Source organism: Stenotrophomonas beteli (genome assembly GCF_001431665.1).
Taxonomy (GTDB): Bacteria; Pseudomonadota; Gammaproteobacteria; order Xanthomonadales; family Xanthomonadaceae; genus Stenotrophomonas; species Stenotrophomonas beteli.
This window is the reverse complement of record NZ_LLXV01000033.1, coordinates 88,508-109,755: the sequence shown is the minus strand read 5'-3', so window position 1 is coordinate 109,755 and position 21,248 is coordinate 88,508. Positions and strand designations below refer to the sequence as shown.

The following is a 21,248-nucleotide window of genomic DNA, read 5'->3' as shown; positions in this document are numbered from 1 at the left end:
TTCCCGAAGGAGAGGCGGGGTGGGTCCGGTTGCGGGGGCCGCTGCAAGTACGTCCATGTAAGCTCGGTCGCCGCATCCATGCGGCTCACGCCCCCGCAACCGGACCCACCCCGCCTTCGACAGTTTTCCGCTGCTGTTGGTAGGTGTCGACCTTGGTCGACACGGCAGATCCACGCCATGCGTGGATGCTCTTCGATCAACTGTCGAAATACTCGAACTCGATGGAGATTCATCCACGCATGGCGTGGATCCATCAGATCGCGGAAATCTGTCAGAGGTGGGGCGGTGTCGGAGTGCGGGGTGTCAGCCGCATGGATGCGGCTGCCAAGCCTACATGGACGTACTTGCGGCGTCCCCGCACTCCGACACGGCCCCGCCACCCCACGGAATGCCAGCTTTTGCTGTTGCCGTTGCCTTGGCTTGAAGCATCTGCAGGTGCAGGGCGCAGCCCTGCCGAAAAACACGCATAAAAAAACAGCAGGCCGAGGCCTGCTGTTTCGGTGTAATGGTGCGCCCGGAGAGATTCGAACTCCCGACCGCCTGGTTCGTAGCCAGGTACTCTATCCAACTGAGCTACGGGCGCCAATTACATAAACTTGTTGTGCTGACTGTGTATGGTGCGCCCGGAGAGATTCGAACTCCCGACCGCCTGGTTCGTAGCCAGGTACTCTATCCAACTGAGCTACGGGCGCGCGGTACACAATCAAATTTTAAAACATTTCCAGCGGCGGATGCTGGAAACCTGTCGAGTGGTGCGCCCGGAGAGATTCGAACTCCCGACCGCCTGGTTCGTAGCCAGGTACTCTATCCAACTGAGCTACGGGCGCCCTGCGACAGGAGCGGAATTATGCGGATGTCGGCGCGCACCGTCAACAGTTTTGTGAAAATTTTCACCCAACTGAATGAAAAAGTGGGCGGCCACGGCTTCCGGGGCCTTCAGCCACGCGAAGTGGTCGGCACGCGTACCCAGTTCCTGCGCGGAGAGCACGCACAGCTGCGCGGCGACATTCGGCAGCTTCGCCAGCAGCACATGCATCGATCCGGTGGGCGCCAGCCAGTCGTGTTCCATCAACACCGCCTGTGCGCTGCCATGCACGCGCGCCATCTGCGCATCAAGGTCTTCGTCCATGCCGGCCGCGGCATAGTGGTTGTTCAGGCCCACCCGCGCCCAGTCGGCAATCAGCCCGCGCGCCTCGGTGCCACCGAAGCCGAGGCGACGGCCATGCAGCACGCCCTGACGCTGCGTGATCCACGGCAGGAAGCGATAGACCAGCGGCAGCAGCCAGCCGCGCGGGGGCGGGAAGCCGCGCCAGAACGGTGAGCCGCTGGCGGCCAGCCACAGCCGGTTGAAGTGCTGCGGGTTGCGGCCGGCATGCACGCAGGCCAGCTGCCCACCGAGGCTGTGCCCGCCGATGATCCAGGGCAGGGCACCGGCATCGTCGTCCGCAGCGGCCAGTACCGCTTGGCTGGTGGATAGATCCTGTTCGAGTACTTCGCGATAGCCCCAGTCCTGTGCGCGCGACGGCCGCAGCGAACTGCTGCCGTTGCCGCGCCACTCATGCAGATAGACCGCCACGCCCTTCGCCGCCAGCGCCTGCGCCAGCGGCAGGTAATGGCGCGCGGCCACGCCCAGCGCGGGCAGCCACAGCAGGCGCGCGATGGGCTGTGCAGGCACGCAGGCGATCACTTCGTAGCGATGGCCGTCGTCGCACTGCACGGCGTGGATGCTCGGCGTGAGACTCATGCGTGTGGCGCCGCGCCGAAGTGGTCGAGCACCAGCACCTGGCTGCGGCCCGGCGCGTAGCCCTGCTGCAGGCCGCGAGCAACGTAGTCGATGCCGGCTTCGCAGGCATTGGCCAGGCTCAGCCCGTTGCACAGCTGCGCGGCGATGGCCGAGGCCAGCGTGCAGCCGGTCCCATGCGCATCCAGTGGCAGGCGGGTGTGGATGAATTCTTCGCTGCTGACGCCGTCGAAGTAGCGGTCGATCACTCGGCTGCCTTCCTGCAGGTGGCCCCCCTTGAGCAGCACAGCGCCTGCACCGAGGTCGAGCAGGGCCGCGGCGGCCCGTTCGGCGTCGTCACCGTTGCCGATCTTCCGGCCCACCAGCAGCTCTGCCTCTGGTGTGTTCGGGGTGATCAGTGTGGCCAGCGGAATCAGGCGTTCACGCATGGCCTGCAGTGCGGTGTCTTCCAGCAGGCGCGCGCCGCTGGTGGCGACCATCACCGGATCCAGCACCACGTGCGCCGGACGGTGGCGCTCGAGTACTTCGGCGACCGTGTTGATGACCTCGGCATTGGCCAGCATGCCGAGCTTCACCGCGTGGATGTCGAAGTCGTCGAAGCACGCCGCCAGCTGCGCGCGCAGGAAGCCGATCGGCGGCACATGCACGGCGATGACGCCGCGGGTGTTCTGCGCGGTCAGCGCGGCAATTGCCGAAAGGCCGTGCACACGGTGCGCGGCGAACGCCTTCAGGTCGGCCTGGATGCCGGCGCCACCACCGGAGTCGGAGCCGGCGATGGTGAGGGCGGAGACGGGAGTGGTCGGGCTCATCCGGCGATTGTGCCGTGGTCCCGCAGGGGAGGGTAGTTCCACGCCCTGCGTGGATGCCGTTGATCCGTAAGGCGGGGTCAGATCCCTTTTCCGCAGGAAAAGGGATCTGACCCCCAGGCGCCCGCAGCGCGGCCCTCACCGCCGCCAGCGTGCCCACTGCTGGTACAGCACATAGCCCAGCCCGGTCAGGCCGGTCAGCAGGGCCGGGGCGAGCAGCGCGTCGTACTGCCAGCGCACGAACAGCCAGGCACCGATGACGCCGCCGGCGAGAAAGCCACTGATGATCAGGCCGCTGAGGGTCAACCGCCGCACCTGCAGCGGCAGCCCGCGCAGCAGGTGGCCCAGGCCGATGCCCAGGTCGGTGAACATGCCGCTGAGGTGGGTGGTGCGCACCACCGCGCCACTGAAGGTGGTGGCCATCGCGTTCTGCAGGCCGCAGGCCATGGCGGCGGCCAGTGCGCCCCAGATCTGGTGTTGTTCGAACAGCGGAATGGCGACCAGCAGCAGTGCCGATTCCAATGCCAGCGCCACGCCGTAGCGCCGGCCCAGCTGCAGGGTGCTGTCCTGGATCAGCAGGCCGCTGAGCATCGCGCCCAGCGAGAACGCGATCAGCAGTCCCCACAGGTGGCCGACCGCGCGCCAGTCACCCTGGGCCAGCGCCATGCCGAGCTGGCTGGTGCTGCCGGTCATGTGGCTGACGGCCTGATGCTCGAAGCCAAGAAAGCCGACCACGTTGACCATGCCGGCCACGCACGACAACGCGACCGCGCCAATCCAGACCCAGGTCGGCAGGCGTATTCCCATGACGGGCCCTCAGGGCCCGCCGAGGCCGCCGTTGAACTGCAGCTCGCTGAAGGTGCCGGTGGACGGATCGAACACGGCGCCCCAGAACTGCGCGCCGCCATCGCAGACGCGGATCGCTTCGCGGGCCGGATTGATGCCGCTGTCATCCGGCAGGTGGAAGGCGTTGATGTAGATCAGCCGCTTGCCGGCACTTTCGATGCCGACGTACTGGCGGTCGAAGTCCAGCACCTTCGGCACCTGCGCTTCCAGCGACGACAGCTTCGCCTCCAGCTGGTCGACCTGCTGCCGGCTGGGCGCCCAGTAACCCGACACCCGCCCGGCCTCGCGGCCGGGGCTGGCGCGCGAGCAGGTGTCGAGCACCTGCGCGGCGATGATCGGGCGGGTGACCACCCACGACTGGCCGGTGCGCTCGGCGGTCGGCACGCTGGCCGGGCCGCGCGTGGTGGTGCAGGCACCCAGCGCGGCTGCGAGGATGATCGCAGCGGTGGGCAGCAGCAGGCGGGTGCAGCGGTTCACAACACCTCCGAGGCGTAGTCGGCCAGGCGCGAACGCTCGCCACGGCGCAGGGTGATGTGCGCACTGTGCGGCCAGTTCTTGAAGCGGTCCACCGCGTAGGTCAGGCCCGAGGTGGTCTCGGTCAGGTACGGGGTGTCGATCTGCTCGACATTACCCAGGCAGACGATCTTGGTGCCGGGGCCGGCACGGGTGATCAGGGTCTTCATCTGCTTGGGCGTGAGGTTCTGTGCCTCGTCCAGGATCAGGTAGCGCGACAGGAACGTGCGGCCGCGCATGAAGTTCATCGAGCGGATCTTGATGCGGCTGGCCAGCAGGTCATTGGTGGCCTGGCGGCCCCAGGTGCCGCCTTCCTGGTTGTGCGTGAGAACTTCCAGGTTGTCGGTCAGCGCGCCCATCCACGGCGTCATCTTCTCCTCCTCGGTGCCGGGCAGGAAGCCGATGTCCTCGCCGACGCTGACCGTGGCGCGGGTCATGATGATCTCGCGGTAGCGCTGCTGGTCCATGGTCTGCGCCAGGCCGGCGGCGAGCGCCAGCAGGGTCTTGCCGGTGCCGGCGGTGCCGAGCAGGGTGACGAAGTCGATCTCCGGGTCCATCAGCGCGTTGAGCGCGAAGTTCTGCTCGCGGTTGCGCGCGCTGATGCCCCACACGGCGTGGCTGCCGTGGCGGAAATCATCGACCAGCGACAGCACCACCTTGCCGTCGCCGACCACGCGGCTGACCCGCAGTTCGACCTCGTCTTCGCCGGGCAGGTAGACGTACTGGTTCGGATACCACTCCTCGCCGTCCTGCGCCTGGATTTCGTAATGGCTGCGGCCCTTGTCGCTCCAGCTGCGCAGGTCATCGCCGTGGCGCTTCCAGAAGTCTTCCGGCAGCTCGGTGGCGCCGGTGTAGAGCAGGCTGAAATCATCCAGCGCACGGTCGTTCTCGTAGTCCTCGGACACGATGCCGGCGATGGCGGCCTTGATCCGCAGGTTGATGTCCTTGGAAACGAACACCACCGGCAGGTCCGGGGTTTCTTCCTTCAGCGCCAGGATCGCGCCGAGGATGGCATTGTCGGGAATGACCTTGCCAAAGCTCTTGCCCGCGTCGAAATGGCTGGTCTGGAAGCGCAGCTTGCCGGCGCTCTGCTTGCCGCGCAGCTGCAGGCCATTGGGGCGCTGCAGCGGAATGCCGTCGGCCAGGTTGTCCAGGCCCGATTCCTGCACCAGCTCGTTGAGGAAACGACTCACCTGGCGGGCGTTGCGGCTCGCTTCGGAGGTGCCCTTCTTGCCGTTGTCCAGCTCCTCGATCACCTGCATGGGCAGGTAGACGTCGTGCTCCTCGAATTTGAACAGCGCGGTGGGATCGTGCATCAGCACGTTGGTATCCAGCACGTAGATGCGCTTGCCTCGGGTCATCGTCGATTCCTGGTTACGGACAGGGAAAAACCACCACGGCCTGCTGCGGGGCAGGGTGATGGCGGACACGGTGGGCAGTGGGACTCACTTGGACTGGGAGGCCTTCAGTTCGTCGAGAACGGCATCGGCATGGCCGGCGACCTTGACTTTGCGCCAGGACTGCACGATGCGGCTGTCGGGGGAAATCAGGAAGGTGCTGCGTTCGATGCCACGTACCTGCTTGCCGTACATGTTCTTCAGCTTGATCACGTCGAAGGCGCTGCACAGCGCTTCGTCGCCATCGCTGACCAGCGGGAAGTTGAAGCCCTGCTTGGCGCAGAAGTTGTCGTGCGACTTCACCGAGTCACGCGAGACGCCGAGCACGACCGCACCGGCCTTCTTGAACTTCGGCAGCAGTGCGTTGAAGTCGATGCCTTCGGTGGTGCAGCCGGGGGTGCTGTCCTTGGGGTAGAAGTACAGCACCAGCCACTGGCCGGCGTAGTCGGCGAGGGTGGCCTGGGCGCCGCCGGACAGTGCCAGCGGCAGGGAGAGGGTGGTGCTGTCCAGGGTGTCGCCGTTGTTCATGAGGTCCTTCTGTCGAGCCTGGGTTCTTTCTACGACAATTGCATGAAACGCCACGCGCCTGTGAGAGGCGCGCGAAAAAATCAGGAATTCATTCAGAACTTCATCGGGTCCATGATCGCGTCCAGGTTCAGGTGGTCGCAGAACTCGAGGAAATCGTCGCGCAGCGCGGCGATGTGCATGTTGGCCGGCACGCCGATGGTGACCTGCGCGCTGAACATCTCCGCACCGGTCTGCATGGCGCGGTAGCGCGTGCTCTGCAGGTTCTCGATGGTGATGCCCTGGCGGTCGAAGAAGTCGGCCAGCTGGAACAGGATGCCCGGCTTGTCGGCGGCGATCACCTCGACGATGTAAGGCAGCAGGTTGGACTGTGCCTGCTTGGCCGCGGTGCGGTACCAGACCAGCTTCAGGCCTTCCTCGCGCTCGAGCCGGGTCAGCATCGCTTCCAGCTTGGCGACCGAGTCCCACGAGCCGGTGGCCAGGGCGGTGACCGAGACGTCGCGGCCGACCGTGGCCAGCCGTGCGTCCACCAGGTTGCAGCCGCTGTCGGCGATGCGTCGGGTGACGGACAGCAGGGGGGACTCCGGATGCGTCGTATAGGCGTTGATCAGGAGGTGGTTTTCGCTCGGCGCGGGGCGCGGGGTGGTGTCGGTCAAGGCGATTCCGGGTAATGCATGCGTGAGTCTGAATGCCCGCCAGAGGCGGGGATCCACCGGTGTCCAGCATACTTGCCCGTGCTTTCGCGCCGCAAGTAACATTCAGGTCGCCCCCGGCCTGTCGTGGCGGGCGTTTCCCTTTCCAGCCAAGAGCAGCACGTCCTTGTCCCTTTCCGGCCTCATCACCGCGCTGGCGACCCCTTTCCGGGCCGACGGCGCCCTCGATCCCGACGGTTGGCAGCGCCTGCTGCATCTGCAACTGGAAGGTGGCGTCCATGGCGTTGTCGTTGCCGGCTCGACCGGTGAAGCGGCCACGCTCACCGAGGCCGAGTACGACCTGTTGCTGGCCAGCGCGGTCGAACGCATCGGCGGCCGTATTCCGGTCATGGCCGGTACCGGCCTGTCCGGTACCGCCAAAACCATCGAACAGACCCGTCGTGCCGCGGCACTGGGTGCCAGCCACGCGCTGGTGGTCACGCCACCCTACGTGCGGCCGACCCAGGCCGGCCTGATCGCGCATTACCGCGCGGTGGCCGACCAGGGCGGGCTGCCGGTGGTGCTGTACAACGTGCCCGGCCGTACCGGCTGCGACATGCAGCCGGAGACTGTGGCGGAGCTCGCCAGCCATCCCAACATCGTCGGCATCAAGGAAGCGGTGGGCGATACCGGCCGCGTGCAGGCGCTGCTGGCCCTGCGCAGCCCGCAGTTCGCCGTGCTCAGTGGCGATGACGGCACCGCCGCGCGCTCGATCCAGGCCGGTGTGGATGGTTTGATCTCGGTGGGTTCCAACGTGCTGCCGGGCGCCTACCGCCGGATGTGCGAACTGGCCGCCGCCCATGACCACGAAGCCACCGGGTCGTGGGATGCGCGCCTGCAGCCGTTCCATGACTTCTGCGGTGTCGAACCGAACCCGATTCCGGTCAAGGCGCTGCTGCGCCGCCTCGGCATCGGTCACGATCTGCGACTGCCGCTGCTGCCGCTGTCGGCATCGCACCACGCGGCGGCCGATCATCTTGCCGGCGACATCGCCGCCCTCGAAGCCCTTTCCAGCCACTGACCTTTCGTCTTGGTCTGATCCAGGAGATTCACATGCGTCAATCCGTTTCCACCGTCCGCGTCCTGTCCTATGCCCTGCTTGCGGTGGCCGTCGCCGCCGGCACCACGGGCTGCTTCAAGCGTGGCGTCAAGGGCGACTACGCCCTGTCCCCGGAAATGCGTCCGCTGGAAGTGCCGCCGGACCTGAACCTGCCGGCCACCACCGGTGACAACAAGGTGCCGACCCTGGCCTCGGCGACCAAGCCGGCGGCCCCGGCTGCTGCGGCCCCGGCCGTGGGCAACACCGGCTTCACCATCGCCGGTGGCAAGGATGAAGCCTTCGCCAAGGTCGGTACCGCGCTGGAAGGCGTGGAAGGGGTGACCATCGCCAGCCGCGCACAGCTGCTGGGTTCCTACGATGTGGCCTATGAAGGCAGCAACTTCCTGGTCCGCGTGGTCGCCGTCGATGCCGGCGCCTACATTTCCGCGGTCGACCCGCGTGGCCTGCCGGCCACGGCCGAAGCGCCGGTGAAGCTGATCGCCGCGCTGAAAGCGAAGCTGGCACAGTAAAAACTGGTCCGTCCGGCCGTGGTAGAGGCCGGCCTTGGTCGGCGCTTCTGTGCCAACCAAGGTTGGCACCTGCCGGATCGCAAGGTTGGCATACCGGATCGCGCGGTTAGCGTTTGCCGAAGAACAGAAAAGGGCGCCCGTCGGCGCCCTTTTCGTTACCGCCGTGGGCGCTTCTCAGCGCTCCAGCAGCTTCAGCTTGTCCGGCTTGCCATCCCACTCGCCAGCGTCGGCGGGCGGGTCCTTGCGCACGGTCAACACCGGCCACTCGCGCGACAGCTCGGCGTTGAGCGCGACGAAGCCTTCCTGGCCGGCCGGGACGTCGTCCTCCGGGAAGATCGCATTGACCGGGCACTCCGGCTCGCACAGGGTGCAGTCGATGCACTCATCCGGGTCGATCACCAGGAAGTTCGGGCCTTCGTGGAAGCAATCCACGGGGCACACTTCCACGCAATCGGTGTGTTTGCACTTGATGCAGTTTTCGGTGACGACAAAGGGCATGGGCTGGGGGTGGATCGATTCCTGAACCCGTCAATTCTAGAACAGGTTGGGCCCCGGTGTCGGCGCGGGGCGTAAAACGGGCGTCTGGCAGGCTCGGCTGCGCCCCCGTTGGCGACCGGGTGGGGCCTGTGCGACGCTGCGGGCGCCCGGTCGCCGCAGGTGGCCGCCTTCCCTTCCCAGCAGGATCGTCCATGTCCCAAGCCCAGCCCGGCATCGCCTCCCAGGGCGGCGAGAACATTGCGTTCATCGTCCTCATCAGCTGTGTGGCCACCCTCGGTGGATTCCTGTTCGGTTTCGACAGTGGTGTCATCAATGGCACGGTCGACGGCCTGCGCCAGGCGTTCAATTCCAGTGAGGCGGCGCTCGGCTTCGAAGTCGCCTCGATGCTGCTGGGCTGTGCGATCGGCGCGTTCCTGGCGGGCTGGCTGGGTGACCGGCTGGGCCGTCGTGGCGTGCTGATCGTGTCGGCGCTGCTGTTCCTGGTGTCGGCGCTGGGCGCCGGCGCCGCCCATGCCTCCTGGTCGTTCATTGCGGCCCGGGTGCTGGGGGGCTTTGCGGTGGGTGCGGCCAGCGTGATGTCGCCGGCCTACATCGCCGAAGTCGCCTCGGCACGCTACCGGGGACGGCTGGCCACGGTGCAGCAGATGGCCATCATCTGTGGCCTGTTCGCCGCCTTCCTCAGCAACTACCTGCTGGCGCGTGCCGCCGGTGCGTCCACCGAGCCGTTGTGGCTGGGCCATGAAGCCTGGCGTTGGATGTTCTGGATGCAGGCGCTGCCCTCGGCGCTGTTCCTGCTGTTGCTGCTGGTGATTCCGGAAAGCCCGCGTTTCCTGGTGCTGAAAGGCCGGCAGGCGCAGGCGAGGGCGGTGTTGTCGCGCCTGTATGGCGAGGTGGCAGCCGCCGCCAAGCAGGCCGAGATCGAGGCCAGCCTGGCCCAGGACCAGCACAAGCCACGCTTCGCCGACCTGCGCGACCAGGTCACCGGCAAGCTGCGTCCGATCCTGTGGGTGGGCATCGGCCTGGCGATGTTCCAGCAGCTGGTCGGCATCAACGTGGTGTTCTATTACGGTGCGGTGCTGTGGCAGGCGGTTGGATTCTCCGAAGGCGACGCGCTGCTGATCAACGTGCTGTCCGGTGCGCTGAGCATAGGCGCCTGCCTGCTGACGGTGGTGCTGATCGACCGCATCGGCCGCAAGCCGCTGCTGTGGGTCGGTTCGGTCGGCATGTCGGCGGCGCTGGTGCTGATGGTGGTGGCGTTTGCCAGCGGCAGCCTGGTGGGTGGCCGCCTGCAGTTGTCCGATGGCATGGGGCGGCTGGCGCTGGTCGCGGCCAATGTCTACGTGGTGTTCTTCAACATGTCCTGGGGCCCGGTGATGTGGGTGATGCTGGGCGAGATGTTCCCCAACCAGATCCGCGGCCCCGCGCTGGCGGTGGCCGGCGCGGCGCAGTGGACCTCGAACTTCGCAATCACCGTGACCTTCCCGATGCTGCTGGCCGGCATCGGCCTGGCCGGCGCCTATGGCATCTACGCGGTTGCGGCCATCCTCTCGGTCTTCTTCGTGGTCCGCTACGTGCGCGAGACCAGGGGCAAGGAGCTGGAGCAGATGGAAGGCTGACGGCGACTGGCTTCGGTTGCATTCCGTTGGCGCCTGCTTGTCCAGAGTGTGAGGGGGCATGCCGCCCTCTCCAGTACACGCAAAAGCCCATCCATGGTGCTCGATGGCGCCATCCATGGCGCCAACGGTCCTGGAGAGGGCGGCCCGCCCCCTCCTGACAGTTTCATGGTGCGTGCGGATGCGGCGAAGCGCTGGTCGGTTGTTGCCGCAGCTCGCGGGAAACTGTCCAGAGCCGGTGGGGTCACCCAGGGCAGGACCGTTGGCGCCAAGGATGGCGCCATCGAGCCCCCATGGATGGGTTCACGGCGTGTCCTGCCCTGGGTGACCCCACCGGCTCAAGCCGATTGCAGGCAGGCACCAAAGCGACCAGGCCGACCGATGCCAATGCAGACCCCGGAAAACAGAAAAGCCCGCACAAGGCGGGCTTTTTCGGTTCCTGCTGCGGCGACTGGCGCTCCCTAGGGGACTCGAACCCCTGTTTTAGCCTTGAGAGGGCCACGTCCTAACCACTAGACGAAGGGAGCGTAACTGGTGTCGCTGCCGAGGCAGGAGCGCTAGTATATGCACCTCGATGCCATTGGGCAATCCCGAAACTTCAACCGGAAGCGCCAACATCATTTCCCCTGCTACATCACCGTTCAGCCTGCGCGTCATCCCGCGCGACCAGCACACCATCTCCCGCAAGGAGATCAGCCCGAATGCCCTGCGCGTGCTCTACCGCCTGCGCGATGCCGGCTTCGGTGCCTACCTTGTCGGCGGCGCGGTGCGCGATCTGCTGGTCAATGGCCAACCCAAGGATTTCGACGTGGCCACCGACGCCACGCCCGAGCAGGTCAAGCAGCTGTTCCGCAACTGCCGCCTGATCGGCCGCCGCTTCCGCCTGGCCCATGTGGTGTTCGGCCGCGAGATCATCGAGGTCGCCACCTTCCGCGCCAACAGCGATGACGGCAGCGGCGACCGCGAGATGGAAAACGGCATGCTGGTGCGCGACAACGTGTACGGCACCATCGAAGACGACGCCGTGCGCCGCGACTTCACCTGCAACGCCCTGTACTACGCCATCGAGGACTTCTCGGTGCGCGACTACACCGGCGGTTTCGAAGACGTGCAGGCACGCCTGATGAAGCTGATCGGCGACCCCGAGCAGCGTTACCGCGAAGATCCGGTGCGGATGCTGCGCGCGGTGCGCCTGGCGGCCAAGCTTGGCTTCCAGATCGAAGAGGGCACCGCTGCGCCGATCCCGCATCTGGCCGGCCTGCTCAACGAAGCGGCCCCGGCGCGCCTGTTCGAGGAAGTGCTCAAGCTGTTCCTGTCCGGGCACGGCGTGGCCAGCTTCGAGGGCCTGGAGCGTTATGGCCTGCTCGACGTGCTGTTCCCGGAAAGCGCCAAGGCGCTGAAATCGAACCGGACCGGTGCACTGCGCCGCATGCTGGTGGAAGGCCTGGCCAATACCGATGCACGCGTGGCCAATGATGAGCCGGTGTCGCCGGCCTTCCTGTTCGCCCTGCTGCTGTGGCCGGCGTTCTGCCGTGCACAGGCGACCCTGCTCAAGCAGGGCGTGGCACCGGAAGAGGCGCAGCGCCGTGCTGCCGACCGCGTCACCGTGCAGCAGCTGAGCACCATCGCACTGCCGCGACGCTTCTCGCTGCCGATGCAGGAGATCTGGCTGCTGCAGTCGCGCTTCGGCTCGCGCCAGCGCAAGCGCGTGTTCCGCACCCTGACCCATCCGCGTTTCCGTGCCGCATTCGACTTCCTGGTCCTGCGCCAGGTGGCCTCGGCCGAGCACGAAGCCGACGTGGCGTTCTGGCGCGAGGCACAGGCGCAGTCCGGGCATGAGCTGGAATCGTCGCTGGATGCGATGCACAGCGAAGCTGGCGACGAAGAGGGCGGGGTACCGCGCAAGCGTCGCCGCCGCCGTCGCCGCACGGGGGCTGCCGCCGGCAGCGCCGCCGAGTAAGCCATGATCCATGCCTGGATCGGGCTGGGCGCCAACCTGGGCGATGCCGCTCACACCGTCCGCGCGGCCATCGCCGCGCTGGACGACCTGCCGGCAACACGGCTGCTGCACGCCTCACGCCTGTATGCCACGCCGGCCTGGGGCAATGAGGACCAGCCGCCGTTCGTCAATGCCGTGGCCGCGGTGGCCACCGATCTGCCTGCGCTCGAATTGTTGCAGGCCCTGCTGGGGCTGGAGCGCCGGTTCGGCCGCGTGCGCGATCCGGCGGTGCACTGGGGCCCGCGCGCGCTGGACCTGGACCTGCTGCTGTATGGCGTGCAGGTAATCGATCAGCCCGGGCTGCAGGTGCCGCATCCGTACCTGCATGAACGTGCTTTCGTCCTGTTGCCGCTGGCCGAAATCGCGCCGGAACTGGCAATTCCTGGCCACGGTCGCGTGCAGGATGCTGTAATGCGGGTGGATGCCTGCGGGATCGCGCCGATAGGGTGATAATGCCCGGGTTATCTCCCCCGGTTATCAACACATGAGCACCCACGCAGACAGCAAGCCCTGGACCGTTCCCGCCTTGGCCGAGGCCAAGCGCAATGGCCAGAAGCTGGTCATGTTGACCGCCTACGACGCCGGCTTCGCCCGCACCTTCGACGCCAACGGCGTTGACCTGATCCTGATCGGCGATTCGCTGGGCATGGTGGTGCAGGGTCATGATTCGACGCTGCCGGTGACCGTGGCCGACATGGTCTACCACACCCGCGCCGTGGCCCGCGTGCTGCAGCGTGCATTGCTGGTGGCCGACCTGCCGTTCGGCGCCGATGCCACTCCGGAACGCGCGCTGGATGCTTCGCTGCAGCTGCTGCAGGCCGGCGCCGAGATGGTCAAGATCGAAGGTGCCGGCTTCAAGGTCGACATCATCCGCTACCTGGTCGAGCGCGAGATTCCGGTCTGCGCGCACCTGGGCCTGACTCCGCAGTCGGTGCTGCGCCTGGGCGGCTTCAAGATCCAGGGCCGTGGCGATGCCGCCCGCCAGCTGGTGGAAGATGCGCAGGCCGTGGCCGCGGCCGGCGCCAGCATCATGGTGCTCGAATGCGTGCCGACGCCGGTGGCGGCCGAGGTCACCGCTGCGGTCGACGTGCCGACCATCGGCATCGGTGCCGGCCCGCACTGTGACGGCCAGGTGCTGGTGCTGCACGATTTCCTTGGCCTGGACAGCGGCCATCGCCGTCCCAAGTTCGTCAAGGACTTCCTGGCCGAAGGCGGTTCGGTGGCCGGTGCCACCCGCGCCTTCGCCGACGCCGTGCGCGACGGCAGCTTCCCCGACGAACAGCACGCCTACGCCCAATGATCCAGACCTTCAACGAACTTGGCGCATTGCGCGAACAGATTGCCCAGTGGAAGCGCGAGGGCCTGCGCGTGGCGCTGGTGCCGACCATGGGCAACCTGCATGGGGGCCACCATTCGCTGGTGACCCTGGCCCGCCAGTACGCGGACAAGGTGGTGGCGAGCATTTTCGTCAACCCGACCCAGTTCGGGCCGAACGAGGATTTCAGCCGCTACCCGCGCACGCCCGAGGCCGACGTTGCCGGGCTGGAGCAGGCCGGCTGCGATGCGGCCTGGCTGCCCAGCGTCGAGGTGATGTACCCGCTGGGCGTGGACAAGACCACGCAGATGCACGCGCCGGGTGTCAGTGAGGTGCTGGAAGGCGCCAGCCGGCCGGGCCATTTCGATGGCGTGTGTACGGTGGTCGCTCGGCTGTTCCTGCAGGTCCAGCCGGACGTGGCCGTGTTCGGCCGCAAGGACTATCAGCAGCTTGCCGTCATCAAGCAGATGGTGGCGGAGCTGTCCTTCCCGATCCAGATCGTCGGCGCGGAGATCGTGCGCGACGACGATGGCCTGGCCAAGAGCTCGCGCAACCAGTACCTCAGTGCCGAACAACGCCCGCATGCGACCGCCATTCACCGCACCCTGCTGGGCATGCGCGAAGGCTATGTGGCCGGGCACACGCGGGCGCAGATCGAAGCGGACGCCACGGCCGCGCTGCAGGCTGCCGGTTTCCAGGTGGATTACGCAGTACTGCGCACGCCGGAGCTGGCCGAGCCGAGCTTTGACGGCGGTGGCCGGGTGGCGCTGATCGCCGCGCGGCTGGGTACGACCCGGCTGATCGACAATCTGGAATTCTGAGTTCCGGCGGCGCCGCGCGATGCATGGGGGGCAGATCCGTTTTCCAAGGGAAAAGGATCTGCCCCCGGTTTCACCGCCTACCTGAACAGGTTGCCGGCCGTGATGCCCCGCGCTGTGCGGGTGCTAGAATCCGCTCTTTCCTTTGCCGTTGCAGCGCCCCCATGCACCTGTCCCTGCTCAAGACCAAGATCCACCGCGCCACCGTCACCCATTCCGAGCTGAACTACGAAGGTTCCATCGCCATCGATGACAACCTGCTGGCAGCCACCGGCATCCGCGAGTTCGAGCAGGTGCACATCTGGGACGTGACCAACGGTGCGCGCTTCTCGACCTATGCCATCCGCGCCGAAGCCGGCAGCGGCGTGGTCTCGCTCAACGGTGGCGCCGCGCGCCACGTGCAGGTCGGTGACATCATCATCATCGCCGCGTTCGCCAGCATGACCGAGCAGGAAGCCGACAGCTTCAAGCCGAAGCTGGTATACGTTGATGGCAGCAACCAGATCACCCACACCAACGACACGATCCCGACCCAGGCCGCATGACAACGAACAACGGATTCGACTCGCTGCATTCCCACGCCCAGCGCCTGAAGGGCGCCAGCATTCCCAGCCTGCTCGCCGCCGAACCCGGCCGCGTCCAGGACCTGGCGCTGCGGGTCGGTCCGTTGTACGTCAACTTCGCACGGCAGAAATACGATGCCGCAGCGCTGCAGTCGCTGCTGGCATTGGCGGCCGATCGTGATGTCGGCGGCGCCATCAACCGCCTGTTCCGTGGTGAACAGGTCAACCTGACCGAACGCCGTGCGGCGCTGCATACCGCACTGCGTGGCGACGTGGTCGATGCGCCGGTGGCGGCCGAGGCCTATGCCACTGCGCGCGGGATCCGCCAGCGCATGGGCGCGCTGGTGCGCGCGCTGGAAGGCAGCGGCGTGACCGATGTGGTCAGCGTCGGCATCGGTGGTTCCGATCTGGGCCCGCGGCTGGTGGCCGATGCGCTGCGCCCGGTCACCGGTGCGCGCCTGCGCGTGCATTTCGTATCGAACGTGGACGGCGCGGCCATGCAGCGCACGCTGGCCACGCTGGACCCGGCCAGGACCGCCGGCATCCTGATCTCCAAGACCTTCGGTACCCAGGAAACCCTGCTCAACGGCCAGATCCTGCACGACTGGCTGGGCGGCAGCGAGCGCCTGTATGCCGTCAGCGCCAATCCCGAGCGCGCCGCCAAGGCCTTCGCCATCGCCGCCGAGCGCGTGCTGCCGATGTGGGACTGGGTCGGTGGCCGTTACTCGCTGTGGTCGGCAGTCGGTTTCCCGATCGCGCTGGCCATCGGTTTCGAGCGCTTCGAACAGCTGCTCGAAGGTGCGGCGCAGATGGATGCGCATGCGCTGGACGCACCACTGGAGCGCAACCTGCCGGTGCTGCATGCGCTGACCGATATCTGGAACCGCAACCTGCTGGGCTGCGCCACGCATGCGGTGATGACCTACGACCAGCGCCTGGCGCTGCTGCCGGCCTACCTGCAGCAGCTGGTGATGGAAAGCCTGGGCAAGCGCGTGCAGCGCGATGGCCAGCCGGTCACCACCGATACCGTGCCGGTGTGGTGGGGCGGGGCGGGCACCGATGTGCAGCACAGCTTCTTCCAGGCGCTGCACCAGGGCACCAGCATCATTCCGGCCGATTTCATCGGTTGCGTGCACAACGACGATCCCTACACGATCAATCACCAGGCGCTGCTGGCCAACCTGCTGGCACAGACCGAAGCGCTGGCCAACGGCCAGGGCAGTGATGATCCGCACCGCGATTATCCGGGTGGCCGCCCGAGCACGCTGATCCTGATCGATGCGCTGACGCCGCAGGCGCTGGGTGCGCTGATCGCGATGTACGAGCACGCGGTGTATGTGCAGTCGGTGATCTGGAACATCAACGCCTTCGACCAGTTCGGTGTCGAACTGGGCAAGCAGCTGGCCAGCGGCCTGCTGCCGGCGCTGCAGGGCGAGGATGTGGCCATTGCCGACCCGATGACCCGCGAGATCCTGGCGCAGCTGAAGCGCTGAGATATCTGTAGAGTCGAGCCATGCTCGACCGTCTTGTACGCGCAGTCGAGCATGGCTCGACTCTACAGGCCGCTAGCCGGGCCATGCCCGGCGGATACCACGCTGCGTCAGCGGCTCGGGTCGCGTTCCGGGCTCGGCCGCTTGGCCAGCTTGCGCTGCAGTGAACGCCGGTGCATGCCCAGCAGCCGCGCCGCCGCCGACACGTTGCCGCCGGTCTCGTGCATCGCCTGCTGGATGTGCTCCCACTGCAACCGGCTGATCGGCGTCATCGCGTCGGGCACTTCCATTTCGCCATCGTCGGCCGGTCCGTCATCCTCCTCGCCCAGGGCGCGCAGGATCATCGGTACCGTGGCCGGCTTGGGCAGGTAATCGTCGGCACCGAGCTTGATCGCTTCCACCGCCGTAGCGATGCTGGCATAACCGGTCACCAGCAGGATCCGCATGTCGGCTCGCAGGGCGCGCAACGGCTGGATCAGTGCCAGGCCCGAGTCGCTGCCCAGCTTCAGGTCGATCAGCGCGAACGCCGGTGGCTGCTGGCGCGCCAGTGCCAGCGCGCTGGCGGCATCCTGCGCCGTCTGTGTTTCCAGCCCCTTGCGGGCCAGGCTGCGCTGCAGGGTCCTCAGGTACAGCTCGTCGTCGTCGACCAGCAGGCCCAGGGTGGAGTGGTGAAGGCTCATGGGGTGTCCTCGCGTGGGGCCAGCGGCAGGCGGAAGCCGACGCGGCTGCCGGCCCCCTGGGCCGGGCGCATCCACATCTCGCCGTCGAGGCGTTCGATGGTGGCATGGGACAGGGCCAGGCCGACGCCCATGCCCTCGCTCTTGCTGCTGCCGAACAGCTTGCCCGGCAGCACGGCGGCACGGGCGTCGAAGCCATGGCCGTAGTCGCGGACTTCGCCGATCAGGTCGTCGCCTTCGATGCGCAGGTCCAGGTCCACGCGTGGCCGGCCGGCTTTCTCGCCGGCATCGGCGGCGTTATTGAGCAGGACCATCAGCAGGTGGCCCACGCCCGGGTCGAGTGGCAGCCGCAACGGGGCATCGTCGTTACGGTGCAGGTCGATGGTCGGCCGCACCAGGCGCCATTGCTCCAGTACCTGCTGGGCGCTGGAGTGGCTGCGGCCCGGTGCGTCGGCCGAGGCCGGAGCAGCCAGCGCCAGCACGCGTTCCCGGCACTGCACCAGCAGTTCGCGCAGGGTTTCCATGTCCTCGCGCACTTCGGGCTCTTCGCTGCGCTCGGCCACGTCGTCGGCGAGCAGGGTCATGGTCGCCAGCGGCGTGTTCAGTTCGTGCGCCACCGAGGCGGCATGGGTGGCCAGGGCGACGATGCCCTCGTTGCGGGCGAAGCGTTCGCGCAGCGCCGACAGCTCCAGTTCGCGCTGGCGCAGGGCCAGCGCCAGGCGCGTGGAGAAGGCCAGTACCACCGCTGCGGAAATCAGGAAGTTGGCGACCACGCCCCAGCGGTTGAGATCCTGGGCGCGGAAATAGCCGTCCGGCAGCGACTGCCCGAAGATCCCGCTGGCGGCGTAGCCGAGCAGGCAGGCCAGCGCCACCGCCAGCGCCCAGCGCAGGGGCAGGGCGAACGCGGCCAGCGCGATCAGGATCAGGAACAGCGAGCTGAACGGGTTGGCCATGCCGCCGCTCCAGCCGACCATCCAGGTCAGGATGATCACATCCACCAGGATGTGCCCGAATGCGGTCAGCGGTGCGGTATCGGCAGCTTCCGGCCGCAGCTGGGTATAGATGTTGAACAGGGTCAGTACCGCCACGCCGGCCCACAATGGCAGTTGCGGCAATGGCAGGCCCAGCACCCAGGTGGCGACCAGGATGGTGGCCGCCTGGCCGCCTACGGCAAGCCAGCGCAGGCTGCACAGGGTACGCAGAAACGGGGCGTCGGGACCGGTCATTCACGCTCATCCTATGCGTTCACGGGCGGCCGTGCCTGCGACAATCGGCCGCAGTCGTGCCGCCGGCTGAATGCGAGTCACCCGGAATGCGGGGGCGGGCGGTAGAATGCGCCCATGCACGACGCCGTTACCCGACCGACTCCTCCCTCCGATGCCACCTCCTGGCCCCGCCGCCAGACCCATGCCGTCCAGATCGGCGGGGTCACCGTAGGCGGAGGCAAGCCGGTCGTGGTGCAGTCGATGACCAACACCGATACCTCCGACGTGGCCTCCAGCGTGAAGCAGGTGGCCGAGTTGTGGCGTGCCGGTTCGGAAATGGTGCGGTTGACCGTCAACACCGTGGAAGCCGCTGCGGCCATCCCGCGCATCGTCGACAAGCTGGCGATGATGGGCATCGAGGTGCCGTTGATTGGTGATTTCCACTACAACGGCCACCAGCTGCTCAGCGCCGAACCGGCGTGTGCCGAAGCGCTGGCCAAGTACCGCATCAACCCGGGCAACGTCGGCTTCGGCAAGAAGAAGGACCTGCAGTTCGCCCAGCTGATCGAGTTCGCCATCCGCTTCAACAAGCCGGTGCGCATCGGCGCCAACTGGGGCTCGCTGGACCAGGCCCTGGCGGCGAAGCTGATGGACGAGAACAACCTGCGCGAGCAGCCCTGGGACGCCGGCCGCGTGCTGCGCGAGGCGCTGATCCGCTCCGCGCTGGACTCGGCCGAGCAGGCGGTGGAGCTCGGCCTGCCGCGCGATCGCATCGTGCTGTCGGCCAAGGTCAGTGGCGTGCAGGAACTGATCGCGGTGTACCGCGACCTGGCCCAGCGCTCCGACTTCGCCCTGCATCTGGGCCTGACCGAGGCCGGTATCGGCAGCAAGGGCATCGTCGCCTCGGCGGCGGCGCTGAGCGTGCTGTTGCAGGAAGGCATCGGTGACACCATCCGCATCTCGCTGACCCCGGAACCGGGCCAGTCGCGCACGCAGGAAGTGATCGTCGCCCAGGAACTGCTGCAGACCACCGGCCAGCGTGCTTTCACTCCGCTGGTCACGGCCTGCCCGGGCTGCGGGCGCACCACCTCCGAGTTCTTCCAGGAGCTGGCCAAGGTGGTGCAGAACCACGTGCGTGAAAAGATGCCGTTGTGGAAGATCCAGCATCCCGGCGCGGAAAACATGACGCTGGCGGTGATGGGCTGCGTGGTCAACGGGCCCGGTGAATCGCGCCATGCCAACATCGGCATTTCGCTGCCGGGTACTGGCGAGGCGCCGTCGGCGCCGGTGTTCGTCGATGGCGAGAAGAAGGTGACCCTGCGTGGCGAGAACATCGCCCAGGACTTCGTCGCCCTGATCGACGATTACGTCGAACGTACCTATGTCCGAAGCGCCGGATAAGCCTGCGATTCTCGCTGCGCCGGAGTCCGCCTCCGGTTTCCGCCACTGGATGGCGCGCAATGCCTGGCGCCTGGTCCTGCTGTTTGGTGGCGTGCTGCTGCCGCTGGCGGGCTTCGTCGCACTGGCCGATGAAGTGCACGAATTTGAATCGTTCCATTTCGATGCGCCCCTGCTGTGGCAGATGCACGGCCTGCATTCGCCGCTGCTGGACCGATTCTTCGTGCTCATCTCGAAACTGGGCTACGAGTGGTTCCTGATCCCGGCCGACGTGCTGATCATCGGCGTGCTGCTGGGCTGCCGGCGCTGGCGTGAAGCCACCTTCGTGGCCGTCAGCTTCGTCGGTTCGGCCCTGCTGAACATGGGCAGCAAGCAGTTCTTCCAGCGCGAGCGGCCCAGCCTCTGGGAGTCGATCGCGCCGGAGTCGACGTTCAGCTTCCCCAGCGGCCACGCGATGGGCTCGATGACGCTGGCGGTGACCCTGGTCCTGCTGGCCTGGAACACCCGCTGGCGCTGGCCGGTGCTGCTCCTGGCCCCGGCGTTCAGCTTGCTGGTCAGCTTGTCCCGGGTCTACCTGGGGGTGCATTACCCCTCCGATATCCTGGCCGGATGGTGTGCCGCGCTGGTTTGGGTGGTAGGGTGCTATCTGGTCATGTTCAGTCGTCGGCACCCGTGGCGACGTCACGGCTCGCCGCCAGCGAAGGCCAGCGAAGCATCATCACAGGGGGAGTGACGTGGATGGCCCCCGGCGGGCGTCTACGTGATAGATCAGTTGTTTCGAAACAGCAGGTTCTGCAAGACAGGGGGCAAGCTCAACGCGTGGTTATGTGATGCGCAAGGCAGAATGCCGGCGCCGCATTCCGAGCGCGCTTGCGGGGTATCGGCACCCTGCCTAGCTTGACCTGCAATGGCCGCATTCGAAGAGGTACGTGAATGACGATTCGAGTCTACCTGGTGGATGACCACGCACTGGTCCGCACCGGGATGAAGATGATTCTGTCGGGGGAAGCCGACATCGAAGTGGTGGGCGAAGCCGAAACCGGCGAAGACGCGCTGCGCGATGTCCGCCAGTTGTTGCCGGACGTGGTGCTGTGCGATCTGCACCTGCCGGGTGTCAGCGGCATGGAGGTGACCGAGCGCATCGTCCGCAGCCACCGCAATACCCGCGTGGTGATCGTGTCGGTGCTCGAAGACGGCCCGCTGCCAAAGCGCCTGCTTGAAGCCGGTGCGGCCGGCTACATCGGCAAGGGCTGCGACGCGCAGGAACTGCTGCGCGCGGTGCGCGATGTGGCGGCCGGCCGCCGCTACCTCGGCACCAGCATTGCGCAGAACCTGGCACTGTCGACCGTGGAGGGCAACGGTTCGCCGTTCGACAGCCTGTCGCCGCGCGAGCTGGAAGTGGCGCTGCTGCTCACCCAGGGCCTGCGCCAGGAGGACATCGCACGGCGCCTGAGCCTGAGTGCGAAGACGGTGAACACGCACAAAGCGCGCTTGTTCGAGAAGATGGGGATCCACGACAACATCGCGCTGGCGCGCATGGCCAGCCAGTACGGGCTGGTGGATCCGGCACGGCCGCTGTGAGG

General features: G+C 67.0%; 22 protein-coding genes and 4 tRNA genes. 12 read left to right on the top strand and 14 right to left on the bottom strand.

Features of this window, described 5'->3' with window-relative positions:
- Nucleotides 1-506: 506 nt before the first annotated feature.
- From ARC23_RS08780 to ARC23_RS08735, 10 genes are all read right to left on the bottom strand, one after another.
- A tRNA-Arg gene (locus ARC23_RS08780) sits at nucleotides 507-583 on the bottom strand.
- A gap of 32 nt (nucleotides 584-615) precedes the next feature.
- Nucleotides 616-692: transfer RNA gene (locus ARC23_RS08775), tRNA-Arg, on the bottom strand.
- 58 nt (nucleotides 693-750) lie between these two features.
- A tRNA-Arg gene (locus ARC23_RS08770) sits at nucleotides 751-827 on the bottom strand.
- A complete protein-coding gene (locus ARC23_RS20435) occupies nucleotides 818-1,744 on the bottom strand; it encodes an alpha/beta hydrolase family protein (RefSeq protein ID WP_080393054.1) in 927 nt (308 codons plus the stop codon). The genes ARC23_RS08770 and ARC23_RS20435 overlap by 10 nt, the downstream gene beginning before the upstream one ends.
- Nucleotides 1,741-2,550, bottom strand: coding sequence for a bifunctional hydroxymethylpyrimidine kinase/phosphomethylpyrimidine kinase (gene thiD / locus ARC23_RS08760; RefSeq protein ID WP_057496891.1), 810 nt, complete (start codon nucleotides 2,548-2,550; stop codon nucleotides 1,741-1,743). Before thiD ends, ARC23_RS20435 begins: the two co-directional genes overlap by 4 nt.
- A 135-nt stretch (nucleotides 2,551-2,685) precedes the next feature.
- Complete coding sequence (locus ARC23_RS08755) at nucleotides 2,686-3,354, bottom strand: YoaK family protein (RefSeq protein ID WP_057496890.1); 669 nt, start codon at nucleotides 3,352-3,354, stop codon at nucleotides 2,686-2,688.
- Nucleotides 3,355-3,363: 9 nt separating this feature from the next.
- The gene (locus tag ARC23_RS08750) at nucleotides 3,364-3,870 is read right to left on the bottom strand and encodes a hypothetical protein (protein ID WP_057496889.1); all 507 of its coding nucleotides are present in this window, start codon (nucleotides 3,868-3,870) and stop codon (nucleotides 3,364-3,366) included.
- Nucleotides 3,867-5,267, bottom strand: a complete 1,401-nt coding sequence (locus tag ARC23_RS08745; protein ID WP_049460205.1) for a PhoH family protein — start codon at nucleotides 5,265-5,267, stop codon at nucleotides 3,867-3,869. The genes ARC23_RS08750 and ARC23_RS08745 overlap by 4 nt, the downstream gene beginning before the upstream one ends.
- Before the next feature lie 84 nt (nucleotides 5,268-5,351).
- Nucleotides 5,352-5,831: a peroxiredoxin gene (locus ARC23_RS08740; protein ID WP_057496888.1), complete on the bottom strand. Its 480-nt coding sequence runs from the start codon at nucleotides 5,829-5,831 to the stop codon at nucleotides 5,352-5,354.
- 92 nt (nucleotides 5,832-5,923) lie between these two features.
- A complete protein-coding gene (locus ARC23_RS08735) occupies nucleotides 5,924-6,484 on the bottom strand; it encodes a glycine cleavage system transcriptional repressor (protein ID WP_005409051.1) in 561 nt (186 codons plus the stop codon).
- 163 nt (nucleotides 6,485-6,647) lie between these two features.
- On the opposite strand from ARC23_RS08735, the gene dapA reads away from it, so the two are divergent.
- Both dapA and ARC23_RS08725 read left to right on the top strand, forming a co-directional pair.
- Nucleotides 6,648-7,541 carry a 4-hydroxy-tetrahydrodipicolinate synthase gene (dapA, locus tag ARC23_RS08730; RefSeq protein ID WP_057496887.1) on the top strand — a complete coding sequence of 298 codons (894 nt, stop codon included), beginning with the start codon at nucleotides 6,648-6,650 and terminating at the stop codon, nucleotides 7,539-7,541.
- A 32-nt stretch (nucleotides 7,542-7,573) separates the two neighbouring features.
- Nucleotides 7,574-8,089 (top strand): hypothetical protein, encoded by a 516-nt coding sequence (locus ARC23_RS08725; protein WP_057496886.1) that lies wholly within the window; start codon nucleotides 7,574-7,576, stop codon nucleotides 8,087-8,089.
- 174 nt (nucleotides 8,090-8,263) lie between these two features.
- Here ARC23_RS08725 and fdxA read toward each other — a convergent pair whose 3' ends face one another.
- Complete coding sequence (gene fdxA, locus ARC23_RS08720) at nucleotides 8,264-8,587, bottom strand: ferredoxin FdxA (protein ID WP_057496885.1); 324 nt, start codon at nucleotides 8,585-8,587, stop codon at nucleotides 8,264-8,266.
- A 191-nt stretch (nucleotides 8,588-8,778) separates the two neighbouring features.
- Here fdxA and ARC23_RS08715 point away from each other — a divergent pair, with 191 nt between their 5' ends.
- A complete protein-coding gene (locus ARC23_RS08715) occupies nucleotides 8,779-10,203 on the top strand; it encodes a sugar porter family MFS transporter (protein ID WP_057496884.1) in 1,425 nt (474 codons plus the stop codon).
- A 449-nt stretch (nucleotides 10,204-10,652) separates the two neighbouring features.
- Here ARC23_RS08715 and ARC23_RS08710 read toward each other — a convergent pair.
- Nucleotides 10,653-10,727: transfer RNA gene (locus ARC23_RS08710), tRNA-Glu, on the bottom strand.
- A gap of 53 nt (nucleotides 10,728-10,780) precedes the next feature.
- Between ARC23_RS08710 and pcnB the strand changes: the two genes are divergently transcribed.
- The 6 genes from pcnB to pgi all read left to right on the top strand — a co-directional run bounded on the left by pcnB (nucleotide 10,781) and on the right by pgi (nucleotide 16,388).
- The gene (gene pcnB, locus ARC23_RS08705; protein WP_057496897.1) at nucleotides 10,781-12,160 is read left to right on the top strand and encodes a polynucleotide adenylyltransferase PcnB; all 1,380 of its coding nucleotides are present in this window, start codon (nucleotides 10,781-10,783) and stop codon (nucleotides 12,158-12,160) included.
- Between the two features lie 3 nt (nucleotides 12,161-12,163).
- On the top strand, nucleotides 12,164-12,649 hold the full coding sequence (gene folK, locus ARC23_RS08700) for a 2-amino-4-hydroxy-6-hydroxymethyldihydropteridine diphosphokinase (protein ID WP_057496883.1): 486 nt from the start codon (nucleotides 12,164-12,166) through the stop codon (nucleotides 12,647-12,649).
- A 34-nt stretch (nucleotides 12,650-12,683) separates the two neighbouring features.
- Nucleotides 12,684-13,499: a 3-methyl-2-oxobutanoate hydroxymethyltransferase gene (gene panB / locus ARC23_RS08695; protein WP_057496882.1), complete on the top strand. Its 816-nt coding sequence runs from the start codon at nucleotides 12,684-12,686 to the stop codon at nucleotides 13,497-13,499.
- On the top strand, nucleotides 13,496-14,335 hold the full coding sequence (panC, locus tag ARC23_RS08690) for a pantoate--beta-alanine ligase (protein WP_057496881.1): 840 nt from the start codon (nucleotides 13,496-13,498) through the stop codon (nucleotides 14,333-14,335). Before panB ends, panC begins: the two co-directional genes overlap by 4 nt.
- Nucleotides 14,336-14,496: 161 nt before the next feature.
- Nucleotides 14,497-14,877 (top strand): aspartate 1-decarboxylase, encoded by a 381-nt coding sequence (gene panD, locus ARC23_RS08685; RefSeq protein ID WP_008268179.1) that lies wholly within the window; start codon nucleotides 14,497-14,499, stop codon nucleotides 14,875-14,877.
- Nucleotides 14,874-16,388, top strand: a complete 1,515-nt coding sequence (gene pgi / locus ARC23_RS08680; RefSeq protein WP_057496880.1) for a glucose-6-phosphate isomerase — start codon at nucleotides 14,874-14,876, stop codon at nucleotides 16,386-16,388. Before panD ends, pgi begins: the two co-directional genes overlap by 4 nt.
- A gap of 107 nt (nucleotides 16,389-16,495) precedes the next feature.
- On the opposite strand, the gene ARC23_RS08675 is transcribed toward pgi, so the two are convergent.
- On the bottom strand, nucleotides 16,496-17,065 hold the full coding sequence (locus ARC23_RS08675) for a response regulator transcription factor (RefSeq protein WP_057496879.1): 570 nt from the start codon (nucleotides 17,063-17,065) through the stop codon (nucleotides 16,496-16,498).
- The gene (locus ARC23_RS08670; RefSeq protein ID WP_057496878.1) at nucleotides 17,062-18,288 is read right to left on the bottom strand and encodes an ATP-binding protein; all 1,227 of its coding nucleotides are present in this window, start codon (nucleotides 18,286-18,288) and stop codon (nucleotides 17,062-17,064) included. Before ARC23_RS08670 ends, ARC23_RS08675 begins: the two co-directional genes overlap by 4 nt.
- Nucleotides 18,289-18,402: 114 nt before the next feature.
- On the opposite strand from ARC23_RS08670, the gene ispG reads away from it, so the two are divergent.
- From ispG to ARC23_RS08655, 3 genes are all read left to right on the top strand, one after another.
- Nucleotides 18,403-19,668, top strand: coding sequence for a flavodoxin-dependent (E)-4-hydroxy-3-methylbut-2-enyl-diphosphate synthase (gene ispG / locus ARC23_RS08665; RefSeq protein WP_057496877.1), 1,266 nt, complete (start codon nucleotides 18,403-18,405; stop codon nucleotides 19,666-19,668).
- Nucleotides 19,649-20,398, top strand: coding sequence for a phosphatase PAP2 family protein (locus tag ARC23_RS08660; RefSeq protein WP_057496876.1), 750 nt, complete (start codon nucleotides 19,649-19,651; stop codon nucleotides 20,396-20,398). The genes ispG and ARC23_RS08660 overlap by 20 nt, the downstream gene beginning before the upstream one ends.
- A gap of 200 nt (nucleotides 20,399-20,598) precedes the next feature.
- On the top strand, nucleotides 20,599-21,246 hold the full coding sequence (locus ARC23_RS08655) for a response regulator (RefSeq protein ID WP_057496875.1): 648 nt from the start codon (nucleotides 20,599-20,601) through the stop codon (nucleotides 21,244-21,246).
- Nucleotides 21,247-21,248 lie beyond the last annotated feature (2 nt).

Bases quoted from the DNA above. Each gene is read 5' to 3' on its own strand.
- ispG (WP_057496877.1), top strand. From the start codon at position 18,403: ATGCACGACGCCGTTACCCGACCGACTCCTCCCTCCGATGCCACCTCC.
- ARC23_RS20435 (WP_080393054.1), bottom strand. From the start codon at position 1,744: ATGAGTCTCACGCCGAGCATCCACGCCGTGCAGTGCGACGACGGCCAT.
- ARC23_RS08660 (WP_057496876.1), top strand. From the start codon at position 19,649: ATGTCCGAAGCGCCGGATAAGCCTGCGATTCTCGCTGCGCCGGAGTCC.
- thiD (WP_057496891.1), bottom strand. From the start codon at position 2,550: ATGAGCCCGACCACTCCCGTCTCCGCCCTCACCATCGCCGGCTCCGAC.
- ARC23_RS08745 (WP_049460205.1), bottom strand. From the start codon at position 5,267: ATGACCCGAGGCAAGCGCATCTACGTGCTGGATACCAACGTGCTGATG.
- ARC23_RS08725 (WP_057496886.1), top strand. From the start codon at position 7,574: ATGCGTCAATCCGTTTCCACCGTCCGCGTCCTGTCCTATGCCCTGCTT.
- ARC23_RS08740 (WP_057496888.1), bottom strand. From the start codon at position 5,831: ATGAACAACGGCGACACCCTGGACAGCACCACCCTCTCCCTGCCGCTG.
- panC (WP_057496881.1), top strand. From the start codon at position 13,496: ATGATCCAGACCTTCAACGAACTTGGCGCATTGCGCGAACAGATTGCC.
- pgi (WP_057496880.1), top strand. From the start codon at position 14,874: ATGACAACGAACAACGGATTCGACTCGCTGCATTCCCACGCCCAGCGC.
- fdxA (WP_057496885.1), bottom strand. From the start codon at position 8,587: ATGCCCTTTGTCGTCACCGAAAACTGCATCAAGTGCAAACACACCGAT.
- panB (WP_057496882.1), top strand. From the start codon at position 12,684: ATGAGCACCCACGCAGACAGCAAGCCCTGGACCGTTCCCGCCTTGGCC.
- ARC23_RS08715 (WP_057496884.1), top strand. From the start codon at position 8,779: ATGTCCCAAGCCCAGCCCGGCATCGCCTCCCAGGGCGGCGAGAACATT.
- panD (WP_008268179.1), top strand. From the start codon at position 14,497: ATGCACCTGTCCCTGCTCAAGACCAAGATCCACCGCGCCACCGTCACC.
- ARC23_RS08655 (WP_057496875.1), top strand. From the start codon at position 20,599: ATGACGATTCGAGTCTACCTGGTGGATGACCACGCACTGGTCCGCACC.
- folK (WP_057496883.1), top strand. From the start codon at position 12,164: ATGATCCATGCCTGGATCGGGCTGGGCGCCAACCTGGGCGATGCCGCT.
- ARC23_RS08755 (WP_057496890.1), bottom strand. From the start codon at position 3,354: ATGGGAATACGCCTGCCGACCTGGGTCTGGATTGGCGCGGTCGCGTTG.
- ARC23_RS08670 (WP_057496878.1), bottom strand. From the start codon at position 18,288: ATGACCGGTCCCGACGCCCCGTTTCTGCGTACCCTGTGCAGCCTGCGC.
- ARC23_RS08675 (WP_057496879.1), bottom strand. From the start codon at position 17,065: ATGAGCCTTCACCACTCCACCCTGGGCCTGCTGGTCGACGACGACGAG.